17 protein-coding genes are annotated in these 14,395 nt (G+C 71.2%); 2 read left to right on the plus strand and 15 right to left on the minus strand.

Annotation, left to right across the window (positions count from 1 at the left end; genetic code table 11):
• Positions 1-86: 86 nt before the first annotated feature.
• From QPJ90_RS13810 to ybaK, 14 genes are all read right to left on the minus strand, one after another.
• The gene (locus QPJ90_RS13810; protein WP_290131749.1) at positions 87-485 is read right to left on the minus strand and encodes a preprotein translocase subunit YajC; all 399 of its coding nucleotides are present in this window, start codon (positions 483-485) and stop codon (positions 87-89) included.
• Positions 486-587: 102 nt separating this feature from the next.
• On the minus strand, positions 588-1,619 hold the full coding sequence (ruvB, locus tag QPJ90_RS13815; RefSeq protein ID WP_290131750.1) for a Holliday junction branch migration DNA helicase RuvB: 1,032 nt from the start codon (positions 1,617-1,619) through the stop codon (positions 588-590).
• Positions 1,616-2,236, minus strand: a complete 621-nt coding sequence (gene ruvA / locus QPJ90_RS13820; RefSeq protein ID WP_290131751.1) for a Holliday junction branch migration protein RuvA — start codon at positions 2,234-2,236, stop codon at positions 1,616-1,618. Before ruvA ends, ruvB begins: the two co-directional genes overlap by 4 nt.
• Positions 2,233-2,898 carry a crossover junction endodeoxyribonuclease RuvC gene (gene ruvC / locus QPJ90_RS13825; protein WP_290131752.1) on the minus strand — a complete coding sequence of 222 codons (666 nt, stop codon included), beginning with the start codon at positions 2,896-2,898 and terminating at the stop codon, positions 2,233-2,235. The genes ruvA and ruvC overlap by 4 nt, the downstream gene beginning before the upstream one ends.
• A 2-nt stretch (positions 2,899-2,900) precedes the next feature.
• On the minus strand, positions 2,901-3,668 hold the full coding sequence (locus QPJ90_RS13830; RefSeq protein ID WP_290131753.1) for a YebC/PmpR family DNA-binding transcriptional regulator: 768 nt from the start codon (positions 3,666-3,668) through the stop codon (positions 2,901-2,903).
• 157 nt (positions 3,669-3,825) lie between these two features.
• Entirely contained in the window at positions 3,826-4,431 is a 606-nt protein-coding gene (pdxT, locus tag QPJ90_RS13835; protein WP_290131754.1) for a pyridoxal 5'-phosphate synthase glutaminase subunit PdxT, read from the minus strand.
• Entirely contained in the window at positions 4,421-5,341 is a 921-nt protein-coding gene (pdxS, locus tag QPJ90_RS13840; RefSeq protein ID WP_175350594.1) for a pyridoxal 5'-phosphate synthase lyase subunit PdxS, read from the minus strand. The genes pdxT and pdxS overlap by 11 nt, the downstream gene beginning before the upstream one ends.
• A gap of 12 nt (positions 5,342-5,353) precedes the next feature.
• On the minus strand, positions 5,354-6,007 hold the full coding sequence (locus tag QPJ90_RS13845) for an HIT domain-containing protein (RefSeq protein WP_290131755.1): 654 nt from the start codon (positions 6,005-6,007) through the stop codon (positions 5,354-5,356).
• Positions 6,007-7,941 (minus strand): threonine--tRNA ligase, encoded by a 1,935-nt coding sequence (gene thrS / locus QPJ90_RS13850; RefSeq protein ID WP_290134244.1) that lies wholly within the window; start codon positions 7,939-7,941, stop codon positions 6,007-6,009. The genes QPJ90_RS13845 and thrS overlap by 1 nt, the downstream gene beginning before the upstream one ends.
• 237 nt (positions 7,942-8,178) lie before the next feature.
• Positions 8,179-8,721, minus strand: a complete 543-nt coding sequence (locus QPJ90_RS13855; protein WP_290131756.1) for an adenine phosphoribosyltransferase — start codon at positions 8,719-8,721, stop codon at positions 8,179-8,181.
• 88 nt (positions 8,722-8,809) lie between these two features.
• Positions 8,810-9,043, minus strand: a complete 234-nt coding sequence (locus QPJ90_RS13860) for a hypothetical protein (RefSeq protein WP_290131757.1) — start codon at positions 9,041-9,043, stop codon at positions 8,810-8,812.
• Positions 9,044-9,379: 336 nt separating this feature from the next.
• Entirely contained in the window at positions 9,380-9,502 is a 123-nt protein-coding gene (locus QPJ90_RS13865) for a hypothetical protein (RefSeq protein ID WP_290131758.1), read from the minus strand.
• A 171-nt stretch (positions 9,503-9,673) separates the two neighbouring features.
• A complete protein-coding gene (locus tag QPJ90_RS13870) occupies positions 9,674-12,328 on the minus strand; it encodes an ATP-dependent Clp protease ATP-binding subunit (RefSeq protein ID WP_290131759.1) in 2,655 nt (884 codons plus the stop codon).
• Between the two features lie 145 nt (positions 12,329-12,473).
• Entirely contained in the window at positions 12,474-12,959 is a 486-nt protein-coding gene (gene ybaK / locus QPJ90_RS13875) for a Cys-tRNA(Pro) deacylase (protein ID WP_290131760.1), read from the minus strand.
• Between the two features lie 66 nt (positions 12,960-13,025).
• On the opposite strand from ybaK, the gene QPJ90_RS13880 reads away from it, so the two are divergent.
• Positions 13,026-13,322 (plus strand): DUF6412 domain-containing protein, encoded by a 297-nt coding sequence (locus QPJ90_RS13880; RefSeq protein WP_290131761.1) that lies wholly within the window; start codon positions 13,026-13,028, stop codon positions 13,320-13,322.
• Between the two features lie 56 nt (positions 13,323-13,378).
• Positions 13,379-14,128, plus strand: a complete 750-nt coding sequence (yidC, locus tag QPJ90_RS13885) for a membrane protein insertase YidC (RefSeq protein WP_290131762.1) — start codon at positions 13,379-13,381, stop codon at positions 14,126-14,128.
• On the opposite strand, the gene QPJ90_RS13890 is transcribed toward yidC, so the two are convergent.
• Entirely contained in the window at positions 14,125-14,343 is a 219-nt protein-coding gene (locus QPJ90_RS13890; RefSeq protein WP_290131763.1) for a hypothetical protein, read from the minus strand. The two genes, yidC and QPJ90_RS13890, sit on opposite strands and share 4 nt — an antisense overlap.
• Positions 14,344-14,395: the final 52 nt, after the last annotated feature.

Here is a 14,395-nt window from a genome sequence, read left to right on the forward strand (position 1 = left end):
TCGTCTCGTCTTTCTGTCAGGACCGACGACGCGAGCCGACGGCAGGAGTGATGCTGCCGGGCCTCACGACCCGACAGCCAAGAACATCAGTTGTCGTTCTTGCGGTTCGGCTCGTCGGTGCGCTCACCGTAGGCCGGGGCCTGGTCGTCGACGACCGGCTGGCCGTTGAGCTCGGTGACGTGCTTCGGCTCGTCCTCCGGCGTGACGGCGGTGTCGACGTCGTCGGCGGTCGCGTCCACGACGCGGGAGAGCGTCTGGCGGTGCACGGTCACGATCGTGCCCGGGGCGACCTCGACCTCGGCGGTGACCTTCTCGTCATCGACCGAGAGGAGCTTGCCGTAGAGGCCGAAGGACAACATGACCTGCGCGCCCGGGACCATCTTGGTGGCGAGCTCCGCCTGCTGCTTCTTGCGCTTCCGGCTGTTGTAGAACATGAAGGCCGCGAACGCCACGACGATGACGATGAGGATGACTTCTTGACCCATGATGCGATGCCTTCTCTGGTTGCTCGGTTTCGGGCCGTAGCAGTCTAGGGCACTCCTCGCTGGGCGACGTGTGCGCTCGGGGACTGCTCGGTCGGTGGGGGTTCAGTCGTCGTCGCCGAAGAGTGCGGGACCGGCGCTCGACTGCCCCGGCGTCATGCCGAAGTGCCGCCATGCCTGCGGCGTCGCGATCCGACCGCGGGGGGTGCGGGTGACGAGACCGAGCCGGACGAGGAACGGCTCGACGACCGACTCGATCGTCTCGGATTCTTCGCCGACGGACACCGCGAGCGTGTTCAACCCCACGGGCCCGCCGTCGAACCGGGTCAGCATCGTCTCGACCACGGCCCGGTCGAGTCGGTCAAGGCCGAGTTCGTCGACGTCGTACAGCTCGAGGGCGCCCTGCACCGCGGCCATGCCGTCGCGGGGACGGTGGACCAGCGTGAAGTCGCGGACGCGTCGGAGCAACCGGTTCGCGATGCGCGGGGTGCCACGGGAGCGTCCGGCGATCTCGCGGAGGGCGGAGCGGTCGATGTCGAGCTCGAGCAGGTGCGCCGCACGGATGAGCACCTGCTCCAGCTCGTCCTTCTCGTAGAACTCGAGGTGTGCGGTGAAGCCGAACCGGTCCCGCAGCGGGTTCGGCAACAGGCCGGCCCGGGTCGTCGCGCCGACCAGCGTGAACGGTGCGAGGTCGAGCGGGATGCTCGTCGCGCCGGCTCCCTTGCCGACCATGACGTCGATCCGGAAGTCCTCCATCGCGAGGTAGAGCATCTCTTCCGCCGACCGTGCCATGCGGTGGATCTCGTCGATGAACAGGACTTCACCCGGCACCAGTGACGAGAGCACGGCTGCGAGGTCGCCGGCGTGCTGGATCGCCGGACCGCTCGACATCCGCAGTGGCCGGCCGGACTCGTGCGCGACGATCATCGCGAGGGTGGTCTTGCCGAGTCCGGGCGGCCCCGCCATCAGGATGTGGTCGGGTGTGCGCTCCTGCATCGCCGCCGCCTTGAGCAGCAGGTCGAGCTGACCGCGGACCTTGCGCTGTCCCACGAACTCGTCGAGGGAACGGGGGCGGAGGGCGCCTTCGAAGGCGAGTTCCTCCTGCGACTCCGCCCCGGCGGCCGTGATGCCGCTCATCGGCCCGCTCCGGCCGGTCGGAGGGCCCCGAGGGCGGCGCGGAGGAGCGCCTGGGTGCCGAACGTCGCGGCGGCCGGGTCCTCGGTGACGACGGCGTCGACCGCAGCGCGCGCCGCGTCCTCACGCCAACCGAGGCCGACGAGGGCGACGACGACGTCCTCCGACGCGGGGTGCGCACCGGGCGTCGAACCTGCCGCCGCCGCGGTGGGCTGCTCGAACGCGGCGAGCTTGCCGGCCAGGGCGACGGTGATGAGCTTCGCGGTCTTCGGCCCGATGCCGGACACCTTGCGGAACGCAGCGTCGTCCTCGTTCGCGACGGCGGTGGCGATCTGCCCCGGGTCCAGGTGGGCGAGCACCCCGAGAGCGGACTTCGGCCCCACACCGGACACGCTGCGGAGGAGGTCGAACACGCGGAGTGCGTCGGTCGTCTCGAAACCGAACAGGAGGTGTTCGTCCTCACGCACGATCATCGCGGTGCGCACGAAGACCTCGGCCCCGTGGCGCATCGTCAGGGCGTGCGCGGGCGTGACGGTGACGGCGTAGCCGACTCCCCCGACCTCGATCACCACGCTCGATCCGGCGACGTCGATGCAGGTGCCCCGGAGACTCGCGATCATGCTCCGAGCCTAGGGCCGCCCACCGACGTTGCCCCCGCACCACGCGCGACGCCGCGCGAGCCGCCACGCGCCGCGGCGGCCGCCGCTCGGGCCAGGGGCGAGTCGGCGCCGGTGCCCTGCTGCGCGTCCCGCCAGGCACGCTGCGCCGGGGTGAGCGACGACGGACCGGACCCGGCCTGGTCTGGCGATCCGAGCCTCCAGGCGTGGCACACCGCGAGGGCGAGGGCGTCCGCGGCGTCCGCGGGCTTCGGCGCCTCGGCGAGGCCGAGCACGGCGGCGACCATCGTCTGCACCTGTCGCTTGTCGGCGTTGCCGTACCCGGTGATCGCCGCCTTGACCTCGGACGGGGTGTGCAGCCCGACCGGCAGGCCGCGTGCCGCCGCCGCGTGCAGTGCCAGGCCCGCCGCCTGCGCGGTGCCCATCACGGTGCGGACGTTCGCCTGCGCGAAGACCCGCTCGACGGCGACCGCTTGTGGACGGTGCTCGTCGATCTCGGCGGCGATGCCGTCCGCGATCCGGAGGAGGCGCTGCTCGAGGGCCATGTCCGCCGGTGTCCGGACGACGGTCACGTGCACGAGCCGGGCGCGCCGGTTCGGTGCGACCTCGACCACGCCGACGCCGCACCGGGTGAGCCCGGGGTCGACCCCGAGCACCCGGAGCACGGCTACTCGCCCTCGTCCTCGTCGAGCTCGGCCTGGACGTCCGCGGGGATGTCGAAGTTCGAGTAGACGTTCTGCACGTCGTCCGAGTCCTCGAGCGCGTCGATCAGCCGGAACACCTTGCGGGCGGTCTCGGCGTCGACCGGGACCTTGAGCCCCGGGACGAACTCGGCGTCGGCCGAGTCGTAGTCGATGCCGGCGTCCTGCAGGGCCGTGCGGGCCGCGACGAGGTCGGTCGCCTCGGTGATGACCTCGAAGCCGCCGCCCTGGTCGATGACGTCCTCGACACCGGCGTCGAGCACGGCACCCATCACGGTGTCCTCGTCGAGGCCGTCGGTCTTCGTGACCGAGATGACGCCCTTGCGGGAGAAGTTGTACGCGACGCTGCCCGGGTCGGCCATGGTGCCACCGTTGCGCGACATCGCCGTCCGGACCTCGGCCGCGGCACGGTTCTTGTTGTCCGTGAGGCACTCGATCAGCATCGCGACGCCGTTCGGGCCGTAACCCTCGTACATGATCGTCGTGTACTCGATCGACTCACCGGTGAGACCGGCACCGCGCTTGATGGCGCGGTCGATGTTGTCGTTCGGCACCGAGGTCTTCTTCGCCTTCTGCACGGCGTCGACCAGGGTCGGGTTCCCCGACAGGTCGGCGCCGCCCATCTTCGCGGCGACCTCGATGTTCTTGATGAGCTTGGCGAACGACTTGGCACGGCGCTGGTCGATGACCGCCTTCTTGTGCTTGGTCGTTGCCCACTTGGAATGCCCGGACACGGTGCTCCTTGCGTCTTGCGGAAGATCCTGATCAGTCTACCGAGCCGGGAGGCACGGTGTCGGTCCGGCGCGCTGGTCCTGTGGACAGCGCGTGGCCGGTCGAGGGAACCACCAGGGTGGTCGGGTCAGGCACTGGTCGGGTCAGGCACTGGTTGCATCAAACACTGTGGACGAGGTCGAGGAAGCGCCGGTGGAACCGGTCCTCCCCCGCGACCTCGGGGTGGAACGCGCTGGCGATCACGTTGCCCTGCTGCACGGCGACGACCTGGCCGTCCGGGAGCGCCCCGAGGACCTCGACCCCCGGGCCGTGCTCCTCGACCACGGGTGCGCGGATGAACACGGCGTGCACCGGGGCCTCACCGAGCTCCGGCATCGGGATGTCGATCTCGAACGAGTCGTTCTGGCTCCCGAAGGCGTTCCGCCGCACGGTCGTGTCGAGCACGTCGAGGGTCTGCTGCCCCGGGATGCCCGCGGCGATGCGCGACGAGAGCATGATCATGCCCGCGCAGGTCCCGTACGTGGGGAGACCACCGCGGATGGCGTCGGCCAGCGGCTCCGCGACACCGAACGCACGCGAGAGCTTGTCCATGACGCTCGACTCGCCGCCGGGGACGACCACGCCGTCGAGCGACGCGATCTCCTCCGGACGGCGGAGCGGCACGACGTCGGCGCCGAGTTCGGTCAGCGACGCGATGTGCTCGCGGAAGTCGCCCTGGAGCGCGAGGACGCCGATGCGCGGGTGCGCGGTCGGACTACCAGCCACGCTCGGCCAGGCGGTGCGGCGCGGGGACGTCGGCGACGTTGATGCCCACCATGGCCTCACCGAGCCCGCGGGAGACCTCGGCGATGACCTTCGGGTCGTCGTGGAAGGTCGTGGCCTTGACGATCGCGGCCGCGCGCTTGGCCGGGTCGCCCGATTTGAAGATGCCGGAGCCGACGAAGACGCCGTCCGCGCCGAGCTGCATCATCATCGCGGCGTCGGCCGGGGTGGCCACGCCACCCGCGGTGAAGAGCACCACGGGGAGCTTGCCGGTCTGCGCGACCTCCTTGACGACGTCGAACGGCGCCTGGAGCTCCTTCGCGGCGACGTAGAGCTCGTCCTCCTTGAGGTGACGGAGGGCAGCGATCTCCTTGTTGATCGTGCGGATGTGCTTGGTGGCCTCGGACACGTCGCCGGTGCCGGCCTCGCCCTTGGAGCGGATCATGGCCGCGCCCTCGGTGATGCGACGGAGGGCCTCACCGAGGTTGGTCGCGCCGCAGACGAAGGGCGTGGTGAAGTTCCACTTGTCGATGTGGTTGACGTAGTCGGCGGGCGAGAGCACCTCGGACTCGTCGATGTAGTCGACGCCGAGCTCCTGCAGCACCTGCGCCTCGACGAAGTGTCCGATGCGGGCCTTCGCCATGACGGGGATCGACACCGCGGCGATGATCTCCTCGATCATGGACGGGTCGGACATGCGGGCGACGCCGCCCTGTGCCCGGATGTCGGCGGGGACGCGCTCGAGCGCCATGACGGCGGTGGCGCCGGCTTCCTCGGCGATGCGGGCCTGCTCGGCGTCGACGACGTCCATGATGACGCCGCCCTTGAGCATCTCCGCGAGGCCGCGCTTGACGCGGTCGGAGCCGGTGATCGAGGTGCCGGGGGTGCTCGGGGTGCTGCTGCTGTCGCTCATGATGCCGACAGTCTAGTGCTCCGCGGACCACCCTTCCGCGACGAGTCGGCGGGTCTCGCCGAGCAGCTGCGACATCGACTTCGTGCGCGCGATGATCGGGAAGAAGTTCGAGTCGGACTGCCACCGCGGGACGATGTGCTGGTGGAGGTGCCCGGCCACACCGGCCCCCGCGACCTCGCCCTGGTTCATGCCGATGTTGAAGCCGTCGCAGTGCGAGACCGCACGCAGGACACGCATGGCCGTCTGCGTCAGCTCCCCCATCTCGCGGAGCTCGTCCGCTGTGGCCTCGTCGTACAGCGGCACGTGCCGGTAGGGGCACACGAGCAGGTGGCCGTTGTTGTACGGGAACAGGTTGAGCAGCACGTAGGCGTGCTCCCCGCGGGCGACGATGAGGGCGTCCTCGTCGGACTTGCGGGGTGCCTCGCAGAACGGGCAGTCGTCCTCGTGGCCGCGGCCCCGACCCTCGCGCCCGGCATCGATGTACGCCATCCGGTGCGGGTTCCAGAGGCGCTGGAAGGCATCCCGCACCGCGGCGCCGGTCGCGGCGTCGCGGATCACCAGCGGGTCGTCTCCGGAACCCGTGCCGGGGGCCCCGGACCCGGCCACGTCGGCGACGTGACCGGTCCCGGGGACGTGCTCGGTGCCTCCCGGCCGCTCCTGGTCCATCAGACCTGCGCGCGGTCGCGGATCGCGGTCAGGATGCGGTCGACCGCCTCGTCGACCGGCACGGCGTTGTCCTGCCGACCATCGCGGAAGCGGAACGACACGGCTCCGGCGTCGCGGTCGTCGCCGCCCGCGATCAGCTGGAACGGCACCTTCGCCTTGGTGTGCGTGCGGATCTTCTTCTGCATGCGGTCGTCGGAGTGGTCGACCTCGGCGCGGACGCCGTGCGAGCGGAGCTTCGAGATGACCTCGTCGAGGTAGTCGCCGTACTCCGCCGCGACCGGGATCCCGACGACCTGCACCGGGGACAGCCACGCCGGGAACGCGCCGGCGTAGTGCTCGGTGAGGACGCCGAAGAACCGCTCGATCGAACCGAAGAGGGCACGGTGGATCATCACCGGGCGCTGGCGGGATCCGTCGGGCGCGGTGTACTCGAGCTCGAACCGTTCCGGCAGGTTGAAGTCGAGCTGGACGGTCGACATCTGCCAGGTGCGGCCGATGGCGTCCCGCGCCTGCACGGAGATCTTCGGGCCGTAGAACGCCGCGCCGGCGGGGTCGGGGACGAGCTCGAGCCCGGACTCCTCGGCGACCTCGCGCAGGGTGTTCGTCGCGACCTCCCACACCTCGTCCTCACCGACGTACTTCTCCGGGTCCTTCGTGGAGAGTTCGAGGTAGAAGTCGTCGAGGCCGTAGTCGCGCAGGAGCGAGAGCACGAACTCGAGGGTCGTGGTGAGCTCCTCCTTCATCTTCTCCTGCGTGGTGAAGATGTGGGCGTCGTCCTGGGTCATGCCCCGGACGCGGGTGAGGCCGTGGATCACGCCGGACTTCTCGTTGCGGTACACGGTGCCGAACTCGAACATCCGGAGCGGCAGGTCGCGGTAGGAGCGGGCCTGCGAGCGGTACGCGAGGATGTGCATCGGGCAGTTCATCGGCTTGAGGTAGTAGTCCGCGCCCTGACGGGTGACGTTGCCGTCCTCGTCGCGTGCCTCGTCCATGTGCATGGCCGGGAACATGCCGTCCTTGTACCAGCCGAGGTGACCCGACTGCTCGAACAGGTCGCCCTTGGTGATGTGCGGCGTGTAGACGAACGAGTAGCCCTCCTGCTCGTGCCGGCGACGCGAGTAGTCCTCCATCTCGCGGCGGATGATGCCGCCCTTCGGGTGGAAGATCGCGAGGCCGGAACCGATCTCGTCCGGGAACGAGAAGAGGTCGAGCTCGGCACCGAGCTTGCGGTGGTCGCGCTTGGCGGCTTCCTCGAGCCGGACCAGGTACGCCTTCAGCTGGTCCTTGTCGGGCCACGCGGTGCCGTACACACGCTGCAGCTGCGGGTTCTTCTCCGAGCCGCGCCAGTACGCCGCCGCGACGCGCATGAGCTTGGACGCGTTGCCGATCCACCGGGTGTGCGGCACGTGCGGACCGCGGCAGAGGTCCTGCCACACGACCTCGCCGGTCTTCGGGTCGACGTTCTCGTACACCGTGAGCTCGCCGGCACCGACCTCGACGCTCTCGCCCGAGTCACCGGTGTCCGCGGCGCCCTTGAGGCCGATGAGCTCCTGCTTGTAGGGCTCCCCCGCCATGCGCTCACGGGCTTCCTCGTCGGTCACGACGACGCGACGGAAGCGCTGGGCCTGCCGGATGATCCGGTCCATGCCCTTCTCGATCGCCTTGAGGTCCTCCGGCGTGAAGGGGTCGGCGACGTCGAAGTCGTAGTAGTAGCCGTCCGTGACGGGCGGTCCGATGCCGAGCTTCGCGTCGGGGTTGATCTGCTGCACGGCCTGCGCGAGCACGTGCGCGGCGGAGTGGCGGAGGATGTCGAGGCCGTCCTGCTCGTCGAGGGTGACGGGCTCGACGAGGTCACCCTCGTGCACCTCGGCGTCGAGGTCCTTCAGCACCCCGGCGACACGGATCGCGACCACGCCGCGGACTCCGTCGAACAGCTCTGTGCCGGTCGTGGTCGTCGTCGCGGTGCGGGGCTCGGGTGCCTGGGGAAGGTCTGCGGGCTCGGCGCCGTCGGCGGGCGCTGCGACTGACTCGGTCACGATCGTGGTGCTCCTCGATTGGTTCAGGGGTGCGTCAAGACTAGTGCGCCGCGACCGCGGCGCGGCCCGCCTGTGGGGCGTGCCCGGGGCGCGTGCGGGTGTGCAGGAACGGCCTGGAGGCGCGGTGCGGTTCCGTCAGGCCGGGACGGTGCCGAGCGTGGTCACCGCGACACGAGCCTCGACGCGCTCGCGGCCCGCGAGGCCGTCGAGCTCCAGCAGCGCGGCGAAGCCGATGGCCTCGTAGCCGGCGCGCTCCAGGAGCGTGATCGTCGCGGCCGCGGTGCCGCCGGTCGCGAGGACGTCGTCGACGACGAGCACGCGGGTGCCCTGCGGCAGCTGACCGGGGCGCAGCTCGAGCTCGGCCTCGCCGTACTCGAGTGCGTACTGCTCGCTGAGCACCTCGCCCGGGAGCTTCCCGGCCTTGCGGACGGTCAGGACGCCGACCTGGTGCTGCGCGGCGATGCCCCCGGCGAGGGCGAAGCCACGGGCCTCGATGCCGGCGACGGCCTGGAAGCCCTCGCCCACGGCGAACGGTGCCGCGAGGGCCTCGCACACCCGGCCGAACGCCACCGGGTCCGAGAACACGGGTGTGACGTCGCGGAACAGGATCCCCGGCTTCGGGAAGTCCGGCACGATCGCGGTGAGTCGGTCGACGAGGGCAGCTGCGGTTTCGGTCACCGCACAACGGTACGGCAGTGGCGGCGGTCGGCCGGACCTCCCAGCGCCCCGCCCGGGAGGCCGGGGCGCTGGAAGGTCAGCACGTCGCTCAGCGCCAGAGCTGCATGGCACCGCTCTGCAGCAGCAACCGCAGCTGGCTGTCGCGCTGCTCACGCTCGATCCGCTGGCGGGTCTCGAAGTCGACCGACACCCGGACGGGCGTGGTGCGCCGACTCCACAGGATCAGCCAGAGGCCGACCCGGAGGGCGATGCGGTCGGGCAGCGAGACCCGACGGCGCACCGCACGGGTATCGGGAGGACGGGTGGAGGTCTTCGTGGACATGGTGGTGGATCCCCTACTGGATGGTCGCCCGGACGTCTTCCGGGCGCGACGGAACGACCCGGTGTGCGGGCCGGACAAAATGACGGATGAATGCGCGACGAACCACCGCATCGGCGCCGGGCGCGATGTCGGAAGAATGCGTCGGAATGCATTCAGGAATGCGTGGCGATGGCGAGAGCGTCCGGTCGACCACCGTCGTCGACCGACGCGTCCCCCGGGCCGCCCCACCCGGACCGCTCACAGCGGTACGGGTGACGGGCGTCACGGGCAGCGACCGCGAGCGGGAGGCTCGGCAGCGCTGTCAGCGCGGGCGTGCGGAGAGGCGGACGCTTCCGGTCAGCGGACCCGGACAGGGGTGCCGAAGAGTCCGGTGATGCCACGGAACGGCGCGGTGCCGGTGAACGGCACGGTGCCGGTGAACGGCTTCGCGCGGTGCGTCGTGATGGTGATGATCATCATGGTCTCGCCCCCTCTCGGTCTCGTGCTGAACGGTGCTCGTGAACACTATCCACACCGGGAATGTCCGCGCAAGCATTTCCATCAAAATGCTCCGGAATTGTTCGCCGACAACGACAGAACGGCCCGGTGTCGTGCAGACACCGGGCCGTTCAGGCGACCGGGAGAGCGGGATCAGACCGCGGCGGGCTGGGCCGCGGTCACGGTGAGCACACCGTCCGCCACGTCCACGCGGACCGTGTCCCCGCTCCGGACCGTCTCGGCCACCACGAGGGTCGCGATCCGGTCGTCGACCTCGCGCTGGATCAGCCGACGGAGCGGGCGGGCGCCGTACTCGGGCTCGTAGCCGTGCTCGGCGAGCCAGGCGACGGCCTCGTCGGAGACCGACAGGGTCATGCCCTGGCCGAGCAGCCGGAGCGCGGTGTCCTCCAGCAGGAGCGCCACGATCGACGAGATCTGTGACGACGTCAGCTTCCGGAACAGCACGATCTCGTCGATACGGTTGATGAACTCCGGCCGCATCGCTTCACGGAGCTTGCCCATCACCCGGGCACGCAGGTCGTCCTCCGCGAAGCCCTCCGCGGCCCCGACCGCCGAGAACCCGAGGGCGCCGGAGCGCGACGCGAGGAACTCGGACCCGATGTTCGACGTCATGATCACGACCGTGTTCCGGAAGTCGACCGTGCGACCCTGGCCGTCGGTCAGTCGGCCGTCGTCGAGCACCTGCAGCAGCAGGTTGAAGACGTCCGGGTGGGCCTTCTCGACCTCGTCGAGCAGGATCACCGAGTACGGGTTCCGACGGACGCGCTCGGTGAGCTGCCCGGCCTCGTCGTAGCCGACGTACCCGGGAGGGGCACCGACCAACCGCGAGACCGTGTGCCGCTCGCCGAACTCGCTCATGTCGAAGCGGAGCATGGCCGACTCGTCGCCGAACAACGAGGACGCGAGCGCCTTCGCGAGTTCGGTCTTGCCGACGCCGGTCGGTCCGAGGAACAGGAAGCTGCCCACCGGTCGGCGGGGGTCGCCCATGCCGGTCCGACTGCGCCGCACTGCGCGGGCGATCGCCTGCACGGCGTCGTCCTGACCGACGACGCGCTCGTGCAGCTCGTCCTCGAGGACGGCCAGGCGGGAGCGGTCGCCCTGGCTCAGGCGTGTCGCCGGGATGCCGGTGGCGCGGGAGACCACGCTCGCGATGTCGGCCTCCGTGATCTGCCGGTCACCCGATTCCGGACTGGTGGGCCCAGGCCGCCGGTCCCGCGGCGACGCGTCAGCGGCGTCGCGGCCGTGCCGGTGGGGAGCGCGGCTCGCGCCCGCCTCCGAGGCGGCGGAGATCCGGGCCTCCAGGCCGTCGATCTGGTCGCGCAGGCGCGACGCCTCCTCGTAGTGCTCCTCCGCCACGGCAGCGTCCTTGGACGCGCTGAGCGCGGCGATCTCGACGCGCAGCGTCTCCACGTCCACGTCGCCGGACAGCGCGAGCCGACGGCGGGCACCGGCCTGGTCGACGAGGTCGATGGCCTTGTCGGGCAGGTGGCGGTCCGTCACGTAGCGGTGCGAGAGCTCGACGGCCGCGCGGAGCGCCTCGGGCGTGTAGGTCACGTCGTGGTGCTCCTCGTAGCGGGGCGCGAGGCCCGTGAGGATCGCGACGGCGTCCTCGACGCTCGGCTCCCCCACGGTCACCGGCTGGAAGCGACGCTCGAGCGCGGCGTCCTTCTCGATGCGGCGGTACTCGTTCAGGGTCGTCGCGCCGACCATGTGCAGGTCGCCGCGCGCGAGGCGCGGCTTGAGGATGTTGCCGGCGTCCATCGAACCGCCCTCGCCGCCACCGCCGGCGCCCACGAGCGTGTGCAGCTCGTCGACGAAGACGATGAGCTCGTCCGCGTGCTCGGCGATCTCGTCCACGACCTTCGTGAGGCGCTCCTCGAAGTCGCCGCGGTACCGGGCACCGGCGAGCATGCCGGGCAGGTCGATCGCGACGACGCGCTTGCCCTGCAGGAGCGCCGGGACGTCACCGTCCACGATGCGCTGCGCGAGCCCCTCGACGATCGCGGTCTTGCCGACGCCGGGTTCGCCGATCAGGACGGGGTTGTTCTTCGTGCGGCGGAGCAGGATCTCGACCGTCTGCTCGATCTCGTCCGCCCGACCGATGACCGGGTCGATGCGTCCGTCACGGGCACGGGCCGTGAGGTCGGTGCCGTACTGGTCGAGGGTCGGCGTGGAGCTCTGCTCGGTGCTTCCGCTGTCCGTCGTCGTGCCGGGCACCGTGCGTCCCGCCCGTGCCGCAGCCGACGCCTCCGCCGCGTACTCCTGCATCACCTGCGGGGTGACGCCGGCGCTCGCGAGGAGCTGTCCGGTCACGGTGTCCTGGTCCATGACGAGCGCGAAGAAGACGTGCTCCGGATCCGTGTAGGTGCTGCCGAAGCCCTTGGCGGCCTGGGTCGCCTCGAGCAGGATGCGCTGAGCGGTGCCGGTCAGTGCCGGGCGACCCTCGGTCAGTGCGTCGTCGTCGGACGGTGCGGGCAGCCGCTGCTCGACCTCGTCGGCGAGGCGCTCCGGGTCGGCGCCGGCCCGGCGGACGACCGCAGTGAACGGATCGGTCCGGACGAGGACGTGCAGCAGGTGCAGTGCGTCGATCTCGTGCTGGCCCTGCTCGGTCGCGTACTCGGCGGTGCGCTGGAGCAGCTGGTGGGTGCGACGGCTGAGCAGTCGCGTGATGTCGACGGGGCGTCCGAACGGGACCGGCCGCTGCTGACCGGCCTGCTGCGCCGCGATGAGCCGCGCGAGGAACTCGTCAAACGAGTCGCTGCCGGCGGGACCGAACGTCTCTGGCAAGGGTGCCTCCTGGTTGGACTTGAGTGCCTTCGACTCAATGCAACGCAGCGGCGGGCGGGCCATTCCCGGTCCGGGGAGGAACTTGCGGCGACTCGGCTCAAGTCGATGTCGACCCAGGTCGGTGCCGATTCGGGTCGCTGCCGACTCAGGTCCGGGCGATGGGCTTCGCGATCGCGTCCGTGACCCGCACGAGGTCGGCGGGGGTGAGCTCGATGTCGAAGCCCCGGCGTCCACCGGACACGAAGATGCTGTCGTACGCCAGCGCCGACTCGTCGAGCACGGTCCGGAGTGCGGTCTTCTGCCCGACGGGGCTGATGCCGCCGACCACGTAGCCGGTGCGCTTCTCGGCGAGTGCCGGGTCGGCCAGCGTGGCCTTCTTGCCGCCGACGGCCGCGGCGATCGCCTTGAGGTCGAGGCGGTTCGCGACCGGCACGATGGCCACGGCGAGGGCGCCGTCCACCGACACCACCAGGGTCTTGAACACCTGCTCCTCCCGGAGCCCGAGGGCGGCGGCCGCCTCTTCCCCGAAGTTCGTGGCGGTCTCGTGGTGCTCGTACACGTGCGGCGTGTACGGCACGCCCGCGCGGTCCAGTGCGACCGTCGCGGGGGTGCTCGGCGATGCAGCGGTCATGCCGCGATCATGCCGCTCCCCGGACGCCGGACCGGGGCGGCGCGCGGACGCTACGCTGAACGCACCATGGTCGTCGTCGAGTTCCTGCTGCGCCTCGTCGCCGTGCTCGGCGCGGGGGCACCGGTGGCGACGGGGGCGGGCGACCTGCTCCCCGCGGTCGTCGTCACGGCACTCGGCAGTGCCGCGGTCGTCGCAGTCGTGGTCCTCACCGCGGTCGTCGCCGGCGTGCTCGCCACGCTCCCGCCCAGCACTGTGGTCGACCACGCCGCGTGGGCCGTGCTCAGGACGGACATCGCGTCGTCGCACCCGGACGCGGACGGTCACGCGCGACCGAGGGCACCCGGCGTCGTCGCACCGGTCTGACCGCGTCGGTGGTCGGACCGCTCCGCGACCCCGCCACCTCGACCGATCGGACCCCCATGGACCTCTCCACCCTGCCCGTCGTCGGCACGCTCCTGCACGCCGGCGCCGACCTGCTCGCCGCCCTCACGGGCTGCTTCCAACCCTTCGCCGGGTCGTTCGCCGCGGCGCTCGCGGTGGTCGCCCTCACCCTCGCCGTCCGCGTGCTGCTCGTGCCGTTGTCCGTCCTCCAGGTGCGAGCCGAGCGGGATCGACGCCGCCTCGCGCCGCAGCTCGCCGGACTCCGTCGCCGGTACGGACGGGACCGCGAGCGACTCCAGCGCGCCGTCCAGGAGCTCTACACCGCCGAACGGGTGTCGCCGCTCGCCGGGTGCCTGCCGGTGCTCGCGCAGGCCCCGGTGGTGTCGCTCCTGTACACCCTGTTCACACACGCGACGATCGGGGGCGTGGCGAACACGCTGCTCGAGGCGACGTTCGTCGGCGTGCCGCTGGCGCACTCGCTCGTGGTCACGCTCGCCTCACCGCTCTGGGCACACGCCTGGGTCGTGCTCGCCCTGCTCGCCGTCCTCGCGCTCGTGGTGGAGGCGACCCGGCGCGCGAACCGCCGGTGGAACCCCGTGGAGCCCACGGACCCCAGCGTCCCCGGTGCCGCCGTCGCGGCGTCCGTCGGGCGGGTGGCGCCGTTCGTCACGGTGGTGTTCGCCGCGGTCGCGCCCCTCGCCGCGGCGCTGTACGTCGTCACGAGTGCCGCGTGGGCACTCGGAGAGCGCGCGGTGCTCCGACGGGCGCTGGAGCGCGCCGCCGGCTAGCCGCCCTGGCCCTCCTGCTGCGGGCCCTGGTCGACGGGGTCGTACTCGGTGCCGCGGCCCTGTTCCTCGTCGGCGGTCGGCACGTGGCGTTCGGTGCCGGTCCCGCCCGGGCTCGTCGCGACGTAGTCGGCCTCGCCGGACTGGGTGTCGTGGCTGAGCGGCTCGAGGGTCTCGTCGTCGGCCGGGCGGGGCTGGTCGTTCGCGGAGCTGGTCATCGCTCCTGGGTACTCCTCGCGCACTGGGTGAACACGGTCGCCGTCCGAGTGC

The sequence above is a fragment of the Curtobacterium sp. 458 genome (assembly GCF_030406605.1).
Lineage (GTDB): Bacteria > Actinomycetota > Actinomycetes > Actinomycetales > Microbacteriaceae > Curtobacterium.

Excerpts from the sequence above, each read along its gene's own strand:
- QPJ90_RS13810 (WP_290131749.1), bottom strand. The coding sequence starts at position 485 with ATGGGTCAAGAAGTCATCCTCATCGTCATCGTCGTGGCGTTCGCGGCC.
- ruvB (WP_290131750.1), bottom strand. The coding sequence starts at position 1,619 with ATGAGCGGCATCACGGCCGCCGGGGCGGAGTCGCAGGAGGAACTCGCC.
- ruvA (WP_290131751.1), bottom strand. The coding sequence starts at position 2,236 with ATGATCGCGAGTCTCCGGGGCACCTGCATCGACGTCGCCGGATCGAGC.
- pdxS (WP_175350594.1), bottom strand. The coding sequence starts at position 5,341 with ATGAGCGACAGCAGCAGCACCCCGAGCACCCCCGGCACCTCGATCACC.
- QPJ90_RS13845 (WP_290131755.1), bottom strand. The coding sequence starts at position 6,007 with ATGGACCAGGAGCGGCCGGGAGGCACCGAGCACGTCCCCGGGACCGGT.
- QPJ90_RS13860 (WP_290131757.1), bottom strand. The coding sequence starts at position 9,043 with ATGTCCACGAAGACCTCCACCCGTCCTCCCGATACCCGTGCGGTGCGC.
- QPJ90_RS13865 (WP_290131758.1), bottom strand. The coding sequence starts at position 9,502 with ATGATGATCATCACCATCACGACGCACCGCGCGAAGCCGTTCACCGGC.
- ybaK (WP_290131760.1), bottom strand. The coding sequence starts at position 12,959 with ATGACCGCTGCATCGCCGAGCACCCCCGCGACGGTCGCACTGGACCGC.
- QPJ90_RS13880 (WP_290131761.1), top strand. The coding sequence starts at position 13,026 with ATGGTCGTCGTCGAGTTCCTGCTGCGCCTCGTCGCCGTGCTCGGCGCG.
- yidC (WP_290131762.1), top strand. The coding sequence starts at position 13,379 with ATGGACCTCTCCACCCTGCCCGTCGTCGGCACGCTCCTGCACGCCGGC.
- QPJ90_RS13890 (WP_290131763.1), bottom strand. The coding sequence starts at position 14,343 with ATGACCAGCTCCGCGAACGACCAGCCCCGCCCGGCCGACGACGAGACC.